The organism is Lederbergia ruris (genome assembly GCF_018332955.1).
Lineage (GTDB): Bacteria > Bacillota > Bacilli > Bacillales > Bacillaceae_C > Lederbergia > Lederbergia ruris.
In genome coordinates, this window is the sequence record NZ_BORB01000009.1 from 117227 (window position 1) to 135268 (window position 18042).

Genomic DNA, 18042 nt, shown 5'->3' on the forward strand with positions numbered 1-18042 from the left:
TTTATTTGTTGGCATTATACGCTTCGGCTACTCATAATCTTTATCCCAAACTTGTCAATAAAACCATAATTCCATTCGTGATACCGTGGATCAAAATCGATGGCCAAATCGAGTTGGTTCGTTCATATGCTAAAGCTAAAAGGATACCACCAAAGAAATTAACGGGCATGGCATTATATGTTGGTATATGAATTATTGTAAAGATGGCCGAGCTAAGTGTAATCGCTCCAATAAAGCCTACGCGTGTACGTAACCAGCGATATATAAATCCGCGATAAAAAATTTCTTCGTAGATTGGTGAGATCACTGCGGCGGAGATAAAGGCAATGAGAACCGTAAAAAAAGTTATGTTTTGCCGCATTGCCTCGGTTTTGCTGTTCTCCCACGTATTTCCGATAAAACTAGTTAGTACCATAATGATCACGGCACCGATCATAAAGATTAGAGAAAATAGAACAATGATTTTCCAATCCTTCACAGCGAATGTTTTGATCCCCACTTCACTCCAAGAAAGTTTTTGGGGACGAAGAGCAATAAAATAAACGCCCAAAACGAGAACAACTGCGATTGTGAATCCCATTAATGTCCCGGCATATAAGTCATGATCAAGCCAGCGAGAATACATTGGGTGAACAACGAATTTAATACACCCAATGACAATGACAAATTCAAGCAACATTAATAATATGAATTCTTTCATACCCCAACGGTCTTGTTCTTTCCAGTTTTGCTTCATTTCCATTCGTCATCCCTCTTCCTATATATGGTATAATCCAAATATATTAGATGACGTAACGTCACCTGCAAGCTTTTTTCAGGAGGGAACTGAAATGAAACGATGGACGACTGGGGAAGTGTCTAAACAGCGAAATATATCCATTCGCACACTTCGCTATTATGACCAAATTCATCTCCTTACGCCAAGTTTTAGGGATGAAAACGGAAAGCGATATTATTCGGAAGAGGACTTATTTCAATTAGAAAAAATACTTATTCTAAAATCCCTTTCGCTTCCATTGGAAAATATTCGCGATATATTAGACAAACTATCCTATAAGCAAATCCTAATTTCCCACTTCAATTACCTGCAAGAACAACTTTCGAAACTACAAACAAGTATTTCTAATACGGCTTCATTAATTAATATGATTGATTTGGATGAATCATTGTCTTGGGAACGTGTCTCCGAACTTGTTCAAAATTCCCCTAACTCAAAAAAATGGATTGACTATTTTCAAGAAGATGAAAAGGCCTTCTTACAAAAGACCATTCCAAACCTCAGTCACAATGATAAGACAACACAACAATATATTTCATTGTTACGACGAATTGAATGGTGTATAAAACACAATATTAAGCCAGAATCAGACGAAGGTTTTCAAATTGCGTCTGAGTTAATCGAAATATCAAATGATCATTTTCAAGGAGACACAAAATTGGAAGAGAAATTCTGGGAGGTCAGAAAGCTACCTGCCGAGGAAACAGGGCTATATCCGATTTCGGAAGATGTACTGGAGTTTGTGGAACGTTGTATCGCTTATGTCACAACCTAAGCACAGTTCATACATGGTCGGTGCATAGCATCTTATAACCACTTTTCCTTCGTGCGATGCGGATTCGGGGAAGCTTTCCTTGTGCTCGAAGGCTGCGCCGCCTCGAACTTTCGACGCACAGGATGTGCTCGGCGTTATCGATTGACGTCAGCGTAGTCGCCGACGGGTCCTTTTTTATCCTCCTTTTTGAACACGCACTTAAATAGAACCGAATAGATATAACTCCATTATTATTTTATTTTTTATATAATTGCAATGTTTTATATGGAAAATTATGGAAAAATCGAAACTATAGATTTGGTTGATGCGTAATATATATCAATACCACATTCAAAAAGAAAGGAGCATTCAATTGGATTCGCCGAAATTTAGTTTTAGTCGGTTGCTTTTCTACTTTGTACTCGTATCATTATTTCTCTTTGTATCGGGGAATGTCGGACGATATTTGATAGAAACTCAAGGTATGGATCGACAAATAGGCATGCTTTTACAAGGAGTGATTTTTACCGGGTTAACGCTGTTTGTACTTTATATACTTAATAGGAAAAATCCATACGTGTTTGAAAATATTGGCTTGAAGGGTGTAAATTCACTATCAAAGTTGATCGTCGGAATTGCGTTGCCTTTTATTTTACTCATATCAGGAATTTTAACAGCTTATTTATTTGGTGGCATTGAAAATGTTAGCCTGAACTTGTCAACAAGTGTTATAATTTCCATTTTAATCAATGCAATAACAGCATTTATGTATGAGGCATTTCCAGAAGAAGTCTTTATCCGTGGACTAATATTTGAAGAGTTGCATAAGAAATTTCGCTTCATCATCTCGCTGATTTTGCAACCGTTAATCTTCATCTGTGTGCCGATTACAGTGATGGCATTGACGTCAATATTCTTTAATGAGCCATTTGCAATAACTCTTGATTATTTTATACTGCTCTTCACTTTTGGAATTGCTCTACAGCTATATAAAAAGTATACAGGAACACTATGGATGAATATTATCTTCCATATTGTTTATCTTGAAGTGGCTAGATATATTTCCATGGGTGGCATGTATGACCCAGATGTCGCTCTTTTAGAGTTTGATGAGACATTCGGAGGATTCATGACGCTATACTTGTCATTTCTGTTTATAGTGGTATTTAGTGTGGTCGTGTTGTCAGTTTTATTATTCATTGATAAAAGAAAAAATAAGTTATAAAAACGAAAATAATCATATGTTTCCAGTAATAAATTTACATTAAAGTTTAAAAATGTTTAATTTGCGGAAGCATTGACTTCAACTATCTCTTGATTGTGGAACAAAAACAGGTAGCAGCAATTTTGCAAAAATAATCCGCTCAATTGCTTGGGGGCTTATGGGCGGATTATCTTTTTTCGTCTACAAACTATTGAACAGGCATTCTTTGTTTTCTACTAGTGCGAGAGTATATTAGATTTACCTTACTTCATTGGCATATGCCAGCCATCCAGCCTCTAGAAGATATAATGGTTTATAAATGCATTACGAAACTTTCCTGCCGAATCATGTTCAACTAATAATTGTCTGAATTCCGGTAATCTTTCATAAAAAGATTGTACCCTTTCCTTCGGCATCGTGAATACTTTCCCCCAGTGCGGACGTGCCTGAAAAGGCTCTAGTGCTGCTTCAATTTGCGGGAGAACTTGTTGAACAGCTTGCCAATTATCTTTCCAAGTAAAATGAATACCAATGACATCTTGTTGATAACTTGGGCTCAACCAAAAGTCATCCTTCGCCACACTGCGAATTTCATTCACATGGAGTAAAGGTGATATCAGGGCACGCATCTCTCGAATGACCTGCAATGACTCCATGGCATATTGTCGTGGAATCAGATACTCCGATTGCAACTCACTTCCACTGCTTGGCATAAAATCAAGACGAAAGTGGGGCAAGCGATCAAACCAAGGACCATCTACTCCCATTTGTTCGGTACAGTTCATGCTCTCAATTCCTTGAATAGGATGTGCATTGGCTTTTGCTGGTAATGCACCGTATAGCTCTGACCTTACGGATGTTTTGTCATCTGATAATTGCTTCAACCACACTTGGTTAATGACACTTTGCTTCCAATCTGTAAACAAACTAACACTGTAAGCACTTGAGAAGATTTCATCTAAATGCCCTGCTAATTGTACAAATGGTAGATGTTCATATACATATTGACTCACTTGATAACTAGGGATTACCGCTAATGTCAACTCAATAATGACACCTAATGCCCCCAAATGAACGGCCGCCCCTTGCCACTCTTCTCTGTTCTTGTCTTGAGAAAACTCTACTATCTCTCCATTTGCGATGACAACCTTCATCGCTCTCACACTACTAGACAAACACTGATTGTGATCACCAGATCCGTGTGTCGCTGTCGCACAGGCACCTGCAACCGAAATATGCGGTAAAGAAGCTAAATTAGGTAAAGCAAAACCGCGCTCCTCAAGAAATGAACTTAACTCCCCATACCTCAAGCCACCTTCGATCGTGACAGTTTGCTTCTCTTGATTAAAGTCTAGTACACGATTTAAATTCCCTAAAGAGAGAATGGTATCATCAGAATCTGCAATATCATTAAAAGAATGACGAGAGCCTACCACTCGTACATGAGTGGCTTCTTTAACAATTTGTTGGATTTCTTCTACGTTTCTTGGTTCATACCAATGTTTTGCTTGATATATAAGATTTCCAGCCCAATTTTTTTGTTGTTTCACGATATCAACTCCTTCGAAATGAATTTAATTCTATTATACTATCATGAAAGCGAATACCTTACGAGGATTCCACCGCGCACACTTATGAGGAACTTTACACGAACACGAAAAAAGGCCTACTCCTAAATTGGATTAAGCCTGATTAATTTTCGTTTTTATAGAAATGACAAGAGGCGATTGCTGGAGCCATCGTAAGTTTAATAAGGGAATTCAAGGAGCAAAAGGCAGATAATTGGGACACAACGTGGCCATCAACCAAGCAGGAAGTGAGAATGGTTATGTTTAAAAGCTTATAATCACCATTAAAAATGGCAGATTCCATCCAACACAACTTGAGGGAATCTACCACCTACAACTAATCTCTTAATCGGATTCTTAAGAAAAAGCCTATTTCAGATCAAACGACTGACTTAACACATCCGCACTATTCGTTCCAACAAATACCATAAATTCTCCAGCATCACTTTTATATTCTAGGTTTGCATGATGATAGCGAAGCATCTCTTCCGTAATGGAAAAATGAACCTGTTTGGTTTCATTGGCTGGGATGAATACTTTTTGAAAAGCTTTTAGTTCTTTTACTGGACGTACGACTTCCCCTACCATATCACGAATATACAGTTGGACAACTTCTTCCCCTGAATAATCACTTTGGTTTTTCACGAGAACTTGGACATCAATCGTTCCATTAGCTGCCAGTTCATTGGATGATAATTGTAGTGATTCATATTGAAAGTTGGCATAACTTAATCCAAATCCAAAGGGGTACAATGGTTCATTGGGGGCATCAATATATCTAGAAAAGAATCGTCCCGTGCTCCCCTTTGGCAACGGACGACCTGTATTATAGGCATTATAATACACAGGAATTTGACCTGTTGTCCGTGGGAAAGACATCGTTAATTTACCAGAAGGATTTGCTTTTCCAAATAATAAATTCGCAATCGCTGCGCCCCCCTCTGATCCAGGATGCCAAGCTTCAAGTATTCCATCTGCTAATCCTTCTACCTCCGTCAGCTCCAGTGGGCGTCCATTAAATAATACGACAATAATAGGTTTTCCAATCTTCTTTAGTTCTCTTAATAGCTCCAACTGGTTTTCAGCCAGTGTAATACTTGTTCGACTCCTACCTTCACCACTCCAATCCCTTCCTTCTCCTAGGGCTAGAATAATATGAGTGGAATCTTTAGCTGCTTTTATAGCTTCAGAAAGAGCCTCTTCCGATCTTTCATACATAGGACAACCTAACGCGTATACATAGTTTGAGGTATGCTGTGCGATCCCTTCCTTTAAAGTGACAGCTTCTTCTTGCTTACCAAAAATAGACCATTCTCCGAGAATATCTCGATTATGTGCATACGGCCCTATAAGAGCAATTTTTTCATTGCTAAGTGGCAGAACATCTTCATTTTTTAATAACACACAGCTTTTTTCCGCTGCTTTTCGTGCAACTTTTCTATGTTCCGGGCAATTTATATTTTTTTCTTGATTCCGGGCACTAGCATTTCTGTACGGATTTTCAAACAGCCCTAATTTATTCTTTAATTGTAGGATTCGCATAACGGCTTCATCAAGCAAGTCCTCAGGAACTTCGCCTTCCTCAATGAGTTCTTTTAGATGATTTTCGTAACATAAGCTCATCATCTCAATATCCACACCTGCTAAAAGAGCCTTTTTAGCCGCCTCTTTCCCATCAGCTGCTACTCCATGTGGAATAAGTTCCTCGACAGCTCCGTAATCGGAAATGAGTACCCCATTAAAATCAAATTCTTTTCGTAAAATTTCTCTCATCAATTTTTGATTACCAGATGCTGGAATGGAATCCACTGTATTAAATGCGGTCATGACTAACTCACAACCCGCGGATAATGCTGCTTGAAAAGCCGGGAGATAATTTTCTCTTAATTCACGTTCGGATAAGTCCACCTTATTATAGTCACGTCCACCTTCCACAGCGCCATATCCAACAAAATGTTTCACACAAGCGGCTACCCTATTTAAGTCAGTCTCCAAGTTATCCCCCTGAAACCCGCGAACACTTGCCTTAGCAAATTCCTCATTAAGAAATGAATCTTCTCCTGTCGACTCCATCACACGTCCCCATCTTGGATCCCTCACTAGATCAACCATCGGCGCAAATGTCACATGTACGCCTGCACTGGACGCCTCTTTTGCACTAATCGCTTGGGCCTCCTCAACAAGCTTAGGATCCCATGAAGATCCGAGCCCTAATGGAATAGGGAATATGGTGCGAAATCCATTAATCACATCCGCCATAAATAGTAGTGGAATTTTTAATCTACTTTGTTCTAAATAACGTTCCTGAATCTCTCTGTTTCTTTCCGCCCCCGCACTGCCAAGGACAGATCCGCTGCGATTGACTGATATGGAACTGACTTGCAAATCCTCAGGTCCTGTCACCGGATCCCTATTTTCATTTGTTGCGTAAAAATGTCCCGCAAACTGCATAAGCTGGCCAACTTTTTCTTCGATCGTCATATTTGATAAAAGTTGTTCTAATTTCTGTTGTTCCATATTATCTCTCCTGGTATATTTATGTTAGTTTTTTTATGTTTTAAGAGTGAATAATAAAGGTTATAGACGAACCTGTAATACCATTATTTTATTCCCGATACATTGAATCCTTCGATGATATGTTTCTGGAATACGGTAAAAACAATTAAAATAGGAATAACCATGATTGCTGAACCGGCCATCTGTAAACCATAATTCGTTGTATGTTGATCTTGCAGGAGTGATAAACCAACAGATAAGGTATATAAAGATTCATCATTGGCGATAATCAAAGGCCATAGGAAACTATTCCATGCGCCAATAAAGGTTAGGATCACTTGCACCGCAAGAATTGGCTTAGACAAAGGAATAATTAATCGTAAGAAAATGTAAAATTCACCAGCTCCATCCAATCGCGCCGCTTCAATCAAATCATCCGGAATCGTGGTCATAAATTGCCTAATCAGAAAAATATTAAACGCGGCAATCAGTCCTGGCAACACAATTCCGCTCATCGTGTTCGTTAATCCCATTTCGTTAAGAATTAAGTAGGTTGGGATCATCGTAATCTGTCCCGGTAACATCATGGTGATGAGCACGATAATGAACCATATTTCTTTGCCGCGAAACTGAAATTTCCCAAATCCATACCCCGCCATTGTGTTTAGTAGCAAACCAAACATGGACCAGAAAACAATAATTAATGTGTTCATTAAGTAAACATCGAAATTAAGATTCTGGAAAAGTTCAATAAAGTTTTGTATTGTTGGGCTTTCTGGAAGAATAGTTGGTGGAATTCTCAGTACCTCATTACTATTTTTAAAGGAACTGAGTATCATCCAAATAAACGGCAATGCAACAAGGGCACTACCAACGAAAAGAACAATTGTAACCAATGCCTTCTCAAAATTATTTTTCAACTGCATGAATCGTCACCTCACCCGTTTTGTTCTATTTTTCTAATTTTAAATTGAACAATTGTTACTACAATGATAATCGCAAATAGCACGAATGATGCTGCAGCCCCGTATCCAAATTCGTTATATTGAAAACCTTCTTGATAGACGAATAGAGCCATAGAATTGGTACTATTGAGTGGTCCTCCCTGCGTCATAACAAAGGGCTCCTCAAAGAATTGGAACCAGCCGATCATTGTGGTCACTACAACAAAAAAGGTAGCAAAACTCACGGAGGGAATCGTGATTTTCGTTAACTTCTGCCATCTGTTCGCTCCATCAATTTCTGCTGCTTCGTAATACATTTTTGGTATGGACTGTAATGCCGCTAAAAAGATCAGCATGCTTACCCCATTACTTTTCCAAACCGCTAGCAAAATGAGTGATAGTTTGGCAATTGAGGTGCTCTCTAACCATGGAACCGCTCCAATATCAAAAAGTGATAGAAGGTAGTTAAACAAACCGTATTCATTGTTATATAGAAATCCCCAGATCACAGCAATGGCAACAATGTTAGTGACTGACGGCATGTAAAACACAACTCGGAAAAACGATGATAACCAATTACTAACAAAATTTAAAAGAAAAGCAATAATAAACGAACTGCCAACCGCTAGCGGCACTCCAATGATCACATAAAAGAAAGTATTATAAATGGCCTGCCGAAATTCCTCGTCTTTAAAAAGCTCTATATAGTTTTCAAAACCAGTAAAATTTATTTGTGACCAATCAGCGAGTCCAAGTAAATCCATGTCAGTAAAACTAATTCCTGCAGCAACTAGAATGGGTAAAAAGGAAAAAACAATCAATAATAGGACAGCTGGCATAATAAAAAAGAAAGGTATCATCTTCATTTTTAGATTATTCATCTTGTCCCCCTCCTCGTATAGCGTTATTCAACTAGGGCGTCACGGTGTGTGCGCCCTAGTTCCCTATTAATCTTTGATAATCTTTGCAGCTTTTTGATGAAATTCATTCAGTGCTTTATCGATATCTTCTCCACCCCGGGCAACTTTCTCCATCATTTTCCTAATTTCTTGTGCAATTTTATCACTACCATTCATGATAGGTGGTGCTTCAACAGACTCCAATTGTTCACCAAAAGTAGAAATCATTGGATCATCAGCTAAAATCGGATCTTCCCAAGCTTCTTTTCTAGAAGGTAATTCATTTTTCACTTTATACCATTCAAGTTGAGTTTCTGGATCTGACAACCAGTTGATAAAATCGAGTGCTTGATCGACGTTATCCGAGTTTTTAAAAATGGTTATTTGTGAGCCACCAATCATCGAACGATCCGTACCGCCATCTGGCATCAAGTGAACATCCCATTTTCCATCAAGATCTGGCGCTCCTTCTTTAACCGTTTTGATGTCCCAAGGTCCGCTAAAGAACATTGGTTTTGTTCCATCTTCAAAGGCTTGGACCATATCCTTCCCTTCTCCGATTTGAGAATACTTATTGTCATAGAACGTTTTATAAAGTTCCATCATTTTTTTGAATTCTGGTTTTGTAAAATTATCTGCACCTAATTCAGGTTCATACTCCCATCCTTGTTGCCAAGCGAAAGAGTAGACATAGTTTTCATCGTCTATAGATAAATCAATTGCATATTTTCCATCCCCACTTGCCACAAGTTTCTTCGAAGCATCCTCCAAATCGTCCCATGTTTTTGGACCATCAGGGTAACCAACATCGCCCAATAGGTCTTTGCGATAGAATAGGACTCGCGTATCAACATGCCAAGGAATACCATACGTCTTTCCATCGAATACGCTTGTCTCTAGTGCCCCATCATAAAAGTCATCCGGAGCTAGATTAGGATATTGATCAATGTAGTCTGTTAAATCAACGAACGTACCGGCCTTGACAAATTCCTGCATCCACGTCGTCCCCATGAGGATGATATCAGGCCCTTTTCCTGAAGCAACCGCAGTCAACAACTTATCATGGCCTTGATCCCACGGGATCCCTTGTATATCAACCTTAACACCTGTTTCCTCTTCGTACGGCTTGATTATTTCTTTCCATCCAGAATCACCCATTTGCCATACTTTTAAAGTTTTACTAGATTTATCTCCCGATTTTCCACCTGATTCTTTATCAGAGCTTCCGCCGCAGGCTCCAAGAACTAGCACCGCACACAACATCATCATTGTTAATATCTTGATATTAATCTTTTTCAACTTTATTACACCTCTTTTTTTCGCATATTATAAAAAGTACATCCTTCATGTTTTGTCACAATCTACTGTAGGTAATTTACATTTCTTAATTTGTAATAATGAGCAGTTAGCAAAAGAGCCGGTAAATGCCAAGGACAGTACCATATTTAGCCAAAATGAAAGGACTACTAGAATACATCGGTAGAATCATAGATGCTATTATGTGACAAGTACCGAACTCGCTCTCTGAATTACAGCGGTTTCTATTTGCGTAATTTTCAGCCTCCTTTTTGTGAAAATCTGCTGAAACGTTTCTACAAATGATTATAAAACATATTGAAAGTGATTTCAAATCCTTTTTAAAACTTAACATTCTTAAAAACACCGAAACGTTTCTATAAAATTAGTAGGCATTTATAGTATTTTTGATTATAATTGGTTTATGAAGAACTATTTCTTTAAAGATTTTAAGATAAATATACGAAACGTTTCTACAATCATTGTAAAAACTAAACAAATCTGTATATAATTTAAATACATGTTGCTTTAGCATACTAAGGAGAGTCAATTTCATGGTGAACATTAAAGATATAGCGCAAAAAGCGGGAGTTTCTATTTCAACGGTATCCTATGCTCTAAACGGAAATACAAGAGTCTCCGAAAAGACTCGGTCAAGAATTCTAGCGATCGCCAACGAACTAAACTATATTCCCAATGCGGCGGGACGGAATCTAAAAAAGAAGGAAACGGAAGTGATTGGGGCTTTTATTAACGATTACACTGCCCCTATATTCGGCCAAATTCTCCGAGGAATGCAGGAAACGCTAAATGCCAATAATTATGAATTGGTAGTATGTAGCGGTAAAAAATCGCATCGATTTATCCCTGAGCGAATGTTCGATGGCGCTGTCATCTTAGACGTTTCCTTTCCAAGCGAAAAAATAATGGAATATGCCAGTAGAGGGCATAAAATGATCGTTTTAGATCGAGAATTAGAGCATCCAAACATCCATCCCGTTCTCCTTGATAATCAAAAAGGGGCAAAATTAGCCATCGAATATTTGATTAAAAAAAGGCATCACAAACTTTACATTGTAAAGGGACCGGAAGACAACTATGATAATAGAAAACGTCTACAATCTGTCAGACAAGCGATAAGCCACCATTTCCATGTCGATTACACCGAAATTAGTGGGAATTTTAGTAAGGAAAGCGGGAGACGAGCCGCACAACAAATCATTCGGGAATATAGAGAACCTGTTGCTGTTTTTTGTTTCAATGATGAAATGGCGATTGGTATGTATCATGATCTACTCAAGACGGATTTGCGTATTGGTGAACACATCCATATTATTGGTTTCGATAACATTGAACTTTCCCAGTACATCCAACCGACATTAACGACCATTGGGTATTCACGACAACATTGGGGAAAAGTAGCAGCCGAGCAATTGTTGAATATGATCAATGATCAGCCTGTAAAAGAAAATCTTATTAACGTACGCTTAATTGAAGGAAACTCGGTAGGAGAGGGATCGTTGGATTCTTTTTAAAATTCAAGAAACACTCGAGTAGAAGTCTTGCGAATTTCCCTAGTGGCATTAAGGCGAAAAAATAAGTTTTTTAGCATTTTCTAATTAAACTTCTCTTTAACGAATATTCCGTTTGGAAGTTTAACGTCCTGCAGTATACTAAAAGAAATCCCGGAAAACATGATAATCTCGAAATGTTCAAAGGCCCTAGCAGTATTTCAAAAACTGCTAGGGCATCTTAAGGTCGCATCGTTACTTTGCAATAGGTGCTCTATATCCTGCATTTTCCCGAACAAAACCATTGTGCAGCATTTTTAGTACGACTGTAATTAATACTTTCTACTAACCTTATCAATATCCCATTTTCATCATTTTCAATCCTTCATCCCTGAAGTAGCCATTCCTTGTAAAAACTGCTTCTGGAAAATTAAAAATACGATTAAAACAGGAATCATGGTTACAACAGACATAGCTAGCAGGCTTCCCCAGTCTACGTTATATTCACCTATAAAATTCGATAAGGCCAATTGAACCGTGTAATAAACTGGGTCACTGATTACAATTAATGGCCAAATAAAATCGTCCCATCTCCACATAAACGAGAAAATGGCAAGAACGGAAATAACGGGTTTTGCTATTGGAACAATAATTCTCCAAAAGATTTTCCACTCCCCTGCCCCGTCAATTCTTGCCGCTTCAAGAAGATCATCAGGAACGGTTAAGAGATACTGCCGAATGAGAAACACACCTGTCGGGGTGGCAGCAGGTGGAATAATAATCCCCCACAAAGTGTTGTAGAGCCCTAACTTGCTTATTACGGTAAAAATTGGCGTCATGATTACCTCTAGAGGAATCATCAAGGTTGAGATAAATCCAATTAATATAAATGTATCTCCTTTGAAACGGTACTTAGCAAGTGCATAGCCTGCCATTGTATTAATTAATAATGTTAAAAGAGTGGCTGTTATGGTCACAACTGTGCTATTCCAAAAGTATCTACCAAAATTCCCTTGTTCAAAAGCTGTAATGAAGTTTTCAAAGGTTGGATGTTCTGGAATAAATTTAGGAGGTAAACTGTAAAGTTCGGTTGAGTTCTTTATCGAAGATAAGATCACCCAAATGACCGGAAAAATAAAGATACAAACAAAAATGATTAAAAATATATATGTTAATATCTTAGGTTTCTTCCTCATTCGATTCTCCCTCCCCGCGTCCACTTAAATTGAATAATAGTAAAGATCGCAATCACGAAAAACAAGATAACTGACATGGCGCTTGCATAACCTAGCTCACCTTTTTCAAAACTATACTCGTAAATATATTGGACCAAAAATGTCGTTTCTTTCGCTGGTCCTCCTCCAGTGAGTGCAAGTACGAGTGGGTATTGTTTAAATGATTCAATAAGCAACAAGATCAAAACTAGCAGGCTAGTTGGTTTTAATAGGGGGACAGTTATATTCCAAAACATCTTAAACCTTGAAGCACCATCTATTTGCGCAGCTTCATAGTAAGAAGTTGGTATACTTTGCAAGCCCGCCATAAATATAACCATAAAAAAGCCAATTCGAGCCCATACAGTCCCAATAATGACTGATATTTTTGCAAAGAATGGATCCGATAACCATTTAATAGGTGTTAATCCAATTGATTCTAATAGATAATTTACAATCCCAAAGCTGTCTCCGAAAATCCACTTCCAAGTAAGCCCTACTATGATTGCTGAAATCATCGTTGGCCAATAAAATATGGCGCGAAAGAATCCCTTCGCCCTAATTTCCTTAATTAATAAATTGGCAATCCCAAGTGAACAAACAAAAATAAGAGGCACTACAGCAAGTGCATATATAAATGTATTTCCAAATATCTTCCAATACTCCGAACTCGTGAAGGCCTTTTGATAATTTTCAAAGCCAATAAAATTGATATCTGAAAGGCCATCAAAGTCTGTGAATGAATAAAATAAGCCTACAAAGGCCGGAACCACGATAAATATAAAAAAGATTAAAAAGTTTGGAAGCACAAATAAATATGGAGCTAATTGCCGTTTTATTTTATCGTTACGCAAGGAGAATCGTTTGGTCGTTTTTAGCGCATTCTGCTCTTTTACATGTGGACCCACCATATTCACCTACCCATCTTCATTTTTCTCTAATAGGTAGAGGCAGGGACAAAAGTTTTTTAATAACTGTAGATCCGAACAATACGATGTTTGAGCATGTACTAGCTCCGGAAATATACTTCGCTTTCCGTGGGCGGCTGGTGAGCCTCCTCAGGCCTACAGGGTGTAGGCCACAAAGGCGTTGCGCCAGGACGGCGCGTAATTAGCCTTTGATCCTCATTCGCACTGCGGGGTCTCACCGATGCCTTATTTCCCACAGGAGTCTCCGTATATTTCCTCTGCTAATTCATTAAATTGTTCGTTCCTAAAGTTGGCTGTTTTACTTATGTCCCAGCCTCTATATTTTTTCTTATTTAGAATCCTCAATCGCTTCTTTTAGCTTCTCCGCAACTTTATCCATTGATTCTTGTGCAGATACATTTCCGCTTATCGCTTCCACTACCGCATCGCGAATATCAGTCGTAACCTTAGAAATGACAACTTGATTTCCCCAGTCATTTGCTGCAGCTTCTGGAGTATTCTCTAATTCATTTGAAAATACCTTAAACATTTCCTTACCAAATTCGTAATCTAGTTCATTGTTATCTAGTCTTGCACTTAAAAATAGTGATTCTTGGTTAAATTTCGCATTGACTTCTTGAGAGGCTAAATATTTTACAAATTCAGCTGCTTCTTCTTCTACTCCAGAATTTTCAAAGGCCATAATATATTTACCTCCAGGGACAGAAGAACGATTCTCACCTTTTGGAAGATACGTTACACCCCATTCGAAATCCCCAATATCTTGATAGTTACTTAACATCCAATTACCGGCTAAATGGGCGGCAGCTGTTCCAGAACGAAATAAGTTATTTGGATTTTCGCCACCTAACCAAACTGACTCAGGAATAATTTCATCTTGGTGAAGTTGAACAAATTTATCTAAAGCAGCTACACTTTCTTTTTCATTAATTGCAGGAGCAGACAAATCTTGATTAAAAATACTCCCTCCGTACTCATAGATCATCGTTGAATATCGATGAGGAGTAAAATCCACTAATAAACCGTATTTTGCGCCGCCTTTTTCTTTCACTTGTTGAATAGCGGTAGCAAATTCATCCCATGTCCAAATATCTTCAGGCGTTTCAGGCACTTCAACCCCAGCCTTATCAAAAAGAGTTTTATTATAAATCAAGCCATTGGCAGTAACATCCATTGGTGCTGCAATAATCTTTTCATCTTTAATATAGTAAGGTTTAATAGAAGGTAAAAACTGTGATGTAAATTCATCTACATCTCCAACATACTCTGAAAGGTCTAATGCTCGATCAGCAAATATCCCTGTATCCGTTATACGTGCTAGCGCAGGTGGTTTTCCTCCTGCAATCATAGTTTTTAATTTTGTACTAAAATCTTCATAGGCTACTTCAATTAAGTTAATTTCAACATTCTCATTAGAAGCTTGATAATCTTTAATAATATCTTTCAGTACGTCTCCTTCTATACCATCCGTAAACCAAAGGAAGTCCAGGGTTACCTTTTTGTTTGAACTGTTTGCTTTTTCCTTGTTAGAATCGTTGGAACAAGCCGCAACCACCAGTATTAGTACAATTGACAACGCTAATAAAGGGAATAGCTTAAAATATTGTTTCATATTCTTTCTCCTCCTCTTTTCAACGAGAATCTTGGCACCAAAACCAACTTCTTAAACTATATTTTCATATCGCTGATTACCCATTTTTCTATCGCTCCCATCGTCCCTTGATCCGTATTAGATCTAATTTCTCCATTTGCTTTAAGTGGCCCCTGCCAAGGGCTTTCCACTACTCCATGGACCGGATCATGGAATAATATATGATCTTCGCTTAATTCCATTTCAGCTCTCTTCATACTCTCAATAAAATGTTCAAAAGTCGGGAATTGACGAATATGGCTATTACGCAATATCCAGATGTTGTCTCTCCCTAATGAAATAAGCTCACGATTTTTATACTGTCCCGCCTCCTGTAATACCAATCCATTTTTAGCATAAAGAGCTACAAATGAGTCTCCAATCCTCCCAAAACACCAATTATTATCTATTACAATCTGGTCAAAGGCGGCAATAGGGAAATAGGCATGTGTGTAATGGATCTCATCTTCTTGATTTATCTTAAAATGAACAAAAGCAATATCTTGGTATTGATCTACTTTTGGTAATCTCCCATTTCCGGCCCAAAAGCTTGGTCTGCCAGTACCTAACTCTGCTTCTTCTCCCGGATGGTTAATCCAAATCATTGCTTCCGGACTAAGAATGGAATGAATAACATGCTCTGAATAGCCTTTTACACCTGGACGGTACTCAATAGCGCTTGATAATAAACCGTAATTATTTTTAAATGTATAAAGATCAACAAATCCCTTTGAACCTTGGCTGTTTCTAAATAGAAGGTTTTCATCTGGTTTTAAATTAAGTAAATCCATGTAATTAGGTGGTTTATACTCCGAAACACTAAAAGAAGTAGTAGCAAAGGTGGCATTATTTAAATTACCAACTCCATATGCCATCCAAAGTAATGATGTAGTTGCATTATTATAGTTTCCTTTAAGTTCCTTCTCATAGATACGGCCCTGAGAGCAGGATAGATACCCGTTAAAACTATTTATTGCCAGTAATCTAAATGTTGTGTCTAGAGCTTTCTTTGCTGCCCTTTTTAATTCCATATCTTCTATCAAATCATATATTTGAAGAAAGCCCATAACATTTATGGGGATATAAGCACTAGAATTCCACTCTGCTAATCCTTCTTCGTTAAATTTTTCAAACCACTTAAAAAGCCTACTCTTCGCTTTCTTCATATGCTCGAAACCACTTATTTCTGAATTTGGAAATATTTCATTTGGAAATAATTGACCTGCTAAATACTCACAAGTATGGAACAATAACGCATGATTTTCGCTAAAGAACCACATAACGTCATTTCCCGGTTCATCAAACCAATAACGGTAATTTAGAATCGCCTGCTTACACTTCATCCAAAAATCCTCATAAAACAAATCTGTTTCTCGAAATTCTATCCAAAAACGAAATAATTGATTTAAATAAAAGTCACTGCAATCAAACCTTCTATTTATATCATCTAATGTTTCTCTTACAAGTGTTTCGGCTAAACCTAGCTCTCTGCCCGTCTTTACTAACGCGTATGCTCTATGCATATCTTTTTTTCCAAATTCAGCTATAAAATTGAGCGTCTGGTTCCTTCTAGAAAGAAGGCTATCTTTAGAACCTGTCGGAATCATCTTTTCCGGATAAAGTTGAATAAACATATCTTTGTGTAAAATGACATTCTGATGTTGTACTGAAATAGTTAAAAGGGAATTTCCCATTCCCATTTCTTCAACTTTCCCGAGTACAGCGTTCTTTTCTCCGGGAGCTATGACCTTTTTAAATTCTCTTTTTTCACCCCACCACTCTGATTTTAAAGCACATTTTAGGTGTATTTCTTTTTCAAGTGGGTTCTCAAAGTGAATTTTCACGTCACCAGTTTTTATAACATCGGATTCAAAATATGCATTTCCTAAAGAATCTTCTAATGCTTTTATAGACTCTGGTTTTATATTCCCTACAGGTAGAATCATTTCTAGATTGTCTTTTCCAAAGTAATCAAGTCTAAAGTAAAAGAGTGTATCTCTTTCGGCCAAATCCTCAAATAATATTATAAATTCGTTATTTCCTTCCCGAAGATTGGCTTCAAATTGAATTTCTTTCTCCTCATTTCTTGTATATGGAGAGAACTGTAGTATTTTCTCTCCATTTATCCAAAGCACAACACTTCCGCATGTAGATAAAACAAATGGGACTTTCCGGGCTATCTTTGAGTGTATATTCGTAAAAGCCCAGGCTTTTAAGTGAGTAGGTTGTTGCCAAAAACCTGATCGTTCTACCTTTTTATTTTTCCAAGGAAAGTAAACCTGCCATTCCTTGGTTGAAGAGCCATATTGGAGTGACTCGCCCAGGTATATTTTCTCTGTTTTTATTTTCTCTTTCTCCACCTTATTTTCTAAATCTATAAATTCCTTCCGACTTGGATTTTCAAATATGGAGAAACCTTCCGTTAACCATTTGTTTAAATCGCCCGAATAATCCATCGTAATTTTTTCAAATTCCTTCTCTTGTTCGAAGGTTCCAGCTACAAGCCAACGATCTACAGGGGTATTTGATTGTAAGTGATAGATAAGATAATTCATTTATCTCCCTCTCTCTAGTAACCCGTATTGTCAAAAAATCTATAGTAAAAAGTTAATCCATCCTTGACTTAAAAGGGTTTATAAATAAAAAACTTGCCACCCCCTAAATTCTGAGGATAATTGAGGTTACCAGACCACCAACATCCCAGAATAGGAAGTGACAAGTTGTACCCTCAATTATTAACTTATTTACTCGAATTTATCAAGTTTCAAGACCAAATGATTCGTACTTTACAAACTCTTCTTATTGGTAAAAACATGTTT

13 protein-coding genes are annotated in these 18042 nt (G+C 37.7%); 3 read left to right on the forward strand and 10 right to left on the reverse strand.

Annotation, left to right across the window (positions count from 1 at the left end; translation table 11 throughout):
- Nucleotides 1–40: 40 nt before the first annotated feature.
- Complete coding sequence (locus tag KI363_RS07135) at nt 41–742, reverse strand: CPBP family intramembrane glutamic endopeptidase (RefSeq protein WP_158321038.1); 702 nt, start codon at nt 740–742, stop codon at nt 41–43.
- A gap of 88 nt (nt 743–830) precedes the next feature.
- Between KI363_RS07135 and KI363_RS07140 the strand changes: the two genes are divergently transcribed.
- On the forward strand, nt 831–1553 hold the full coding sequence (locus KI363_RS07140; protein WP_158321039.1) for a MerR family transcriptional regulator: 723 nt from the start codon (nt 831–833) through the stop codon (nt 1551–1553).
- Between the two features lie 352 nt (nt 1554–1905).
- On the forward strand, nt 1906–2757 hold the full coding sequence (locus KI363_RS07145) for a type II CAAX endopeptidase family protein (RefSeq protein ID WP_212965952.1): 852 nt from the start codon (nt 1906–1908) through the stop codon (nt 2755–2757).
- A gap of 275 nt (nt 2758–3032) precedes the next feature.
- Here the strand turns inward: KI363_RS07145 and KI363_RS07150 are convergent, their stop codons facing one another.
- The 5 genes from KI363_RS07150 to KI363_RS07170 all read right to left on the reverse strand — a co-directional run bounded on the left by KI363_RS07150 (nt 3033) and on the right by KI363_RS07170 (nt 9942).
- Nucleotides 3033–4286, reverse strand: a complete 1254-nt coding sequence (locus KI363_RS07150; protein WP_212965953.1) for an FAD-binding protein — start codon at nt 4284–4286, stop codon at nt 3033–3035.
- Between the two features lie 387 nt (nt 4287–4673).
- On the reverse strand, nt 4674–6821 hold the full coding sequence (locus tag KI363_RS07155; RefSeq protein ID WP_212965954.1) for a glycoside hydrolase family 3 N-terminal domain-containing protein: 2148 nt from the start codon (nt 6819–6821) through the stop codon (nt 4674–4676).
- 83 nt (nt 6822–6904) lie between these two features.
- The gene (locus tag KI363_RS07160) at nt 6905–7726 is read right to left on the reverse strand and encodes a carbohydrate ABC transporter permease (protein WP_158321043.1); all 822 of its coding nucleotides are present in this window, start codon (nt 7724–7726) and stop codon (nt 6905–6907) included.
- An 11-nt stretch (nt 7727–7737) separates the two neighbouring features.
- A complete protein-coding gene (locus KI363_RS07165; RefSeq protein WP_158321044.1) occupies nt 7738–8625 on the reverse strand; it encodes a carbohydrate ABC transporter permease in 888 nt (295 codons plus the stop codon).
- Nucleotides 8626–8691: 66 nt separating this feature from the next.
- Nucleotides 8692–9942 (reverse strand): sugar ABC transporter substrate-binding protein, encoded by a 1251-nt coding sequence (locus KI363_RS07170; protein WP_246516797.1) that lies wholly within the window; start codon nt 9940–9942, stop codon nt 8692–8694.
- A gap of 551 nt (nt 9943–10493) precedes the next feature.
- On the opposite strand from KI363_RS07170, the gene KI363_RS07175 reads away from it, so the two are divergent.
- Nucleotides 10494–11474, forward strand: a complete 981-nt coding sequence (locus KI363_RS07175; RefSeq protein ID WP_212965955.1) for a LacI family DNA-binding transcriptional regulator — start codon at nt 10494–10496, stop codon at nt 11472–11474.
- Nucleotides 11475–11827: 353 nt separating this feature from the next.
- On the opposite strand, the gene KI363_RS07180 is transcribed toward KI363_RS07175, so the two are convergent.
- The 4 genes from KI363_RS07180 to KI363_RS07195 all read right to left on the reverse strand — a co-directional run bounded on the left by KI363_RS07180 (nt 11828) and on the right by KI363_RS07195 (nt 17778).
- Complete coding sequence (locus tag KI363_RS07180; RefSeq protein WP_158321046.1) at nt 11828–12646, reverse strand: carbohydrate ABC transporter permease; 819 nt, start codon at nt 12644–12646, stop codon at nt 11828–11830.
- Nucleotides 12643–13575, reverse strand: coding sequence for a carbohydrate ABC transporter permease (locus tag KI363_RS07185; RefSeq protein WP_158321060.1), 933 nt, complete (start codon nt 13573–13575; stop codon nt 12643–12645). The genes KI363_RS07180 and KI363_RS07185 overlap by 4 nt, the downstream gene beginning before the upstream one ends.
- 346 nt (nt 13576–13921) lie before the next feature.
- Complete coding sequence (locus KI363_RS07190) at nt 13922–15205, reverse strand: ABC transporter substrate-binding protein (RefSeq protein ID WP_212965956.1); 1284 nt, start codon at nt 15203–15205, stop codon at nt 13922–13924.
- Nucleotides 15206–15261: 56 nt separating this feature from the next.
- A complete protein-coding gene (locus KI363_RS07195) occupies nt 15262–17778 on the reverse strand; it encodes a hypothetical protein (protein WP_212965957.1) in 2517 nt (838 codons plus the stop codon).
- Nucleotides 17779–18042: the final 264 nt, after the last annotated feature.

Bases quoted from the DNA above. Each gene is read 5' to 3' on its own strand.
- KI363_RS07135 (WP_158321038.1), bottom strand. From the start codon at position 742: ATGGAAATGAAGCAAAACTGGAAAGAACAAGACCGTTGGGGTATGAAA.
- KI363_RS07140 (WP_158321039.1), top strand. From the start codon at position 831: ATGAAACGATGGACGACTGGGGAAGTGTCTAAACAGCGAAATATATCC.
- KI363_RS07155 (WP_212965954.1), bottom strand. From the start codon at position 6,821: ATGGAACAACAGAAATTAGAACAACTTTTATCAAATATGACGATCGAA.
- KI363_RS07160 (WP_158321043.1), bottom strand. From the start codon at position 7,726: ATGCAGTTGAAAAATAATTTTGAGAAGGCATTGGTTACAATTGTTCTT.
- KI363_RS07165 (WP_158321044.1), bottom strand. From the start codon at position 8,625: ATGAATAATCTAAAAATGAAGATGATACCTTTCTTTTTTATTATGCCA.
- KI363_RS07175 (WP_212965955.1), top strand. From the start codon at position 10,494: ATGGTGAACATTAAAGATATAGCGCAAAAAGCGGGAGTTTCTATTTCA.
- KI363_RS07180 (WP_158321046.1), bottom strand. From the start codon at position 12,646: ATGAGGAAGAAACCTAAGATATTAACATATATATTTTTAATCATTTTT.
- KI363_RS07185 (WP_158321060.1), bottom strand. From the start codon at position 13,575: ATGGTGGGTCCACATGTAAAAGAGCAGAATGCGCTAAAAACGACCAAA.
- KI363_RS07190 (WP_212965956.1), bottom strand. From the start codon at position 15,205: ATGAAACAATATTTTAAGCTATTCCCTTTATTAGCGTTGTCAATTGTA.
- KI363_RS07195 (WP_212965957.1), bottom strand. From the start codon at position 17,778: ATGAATTATCTTATCTATCACTTACAATCAAATACCCCTGTAGATCGT.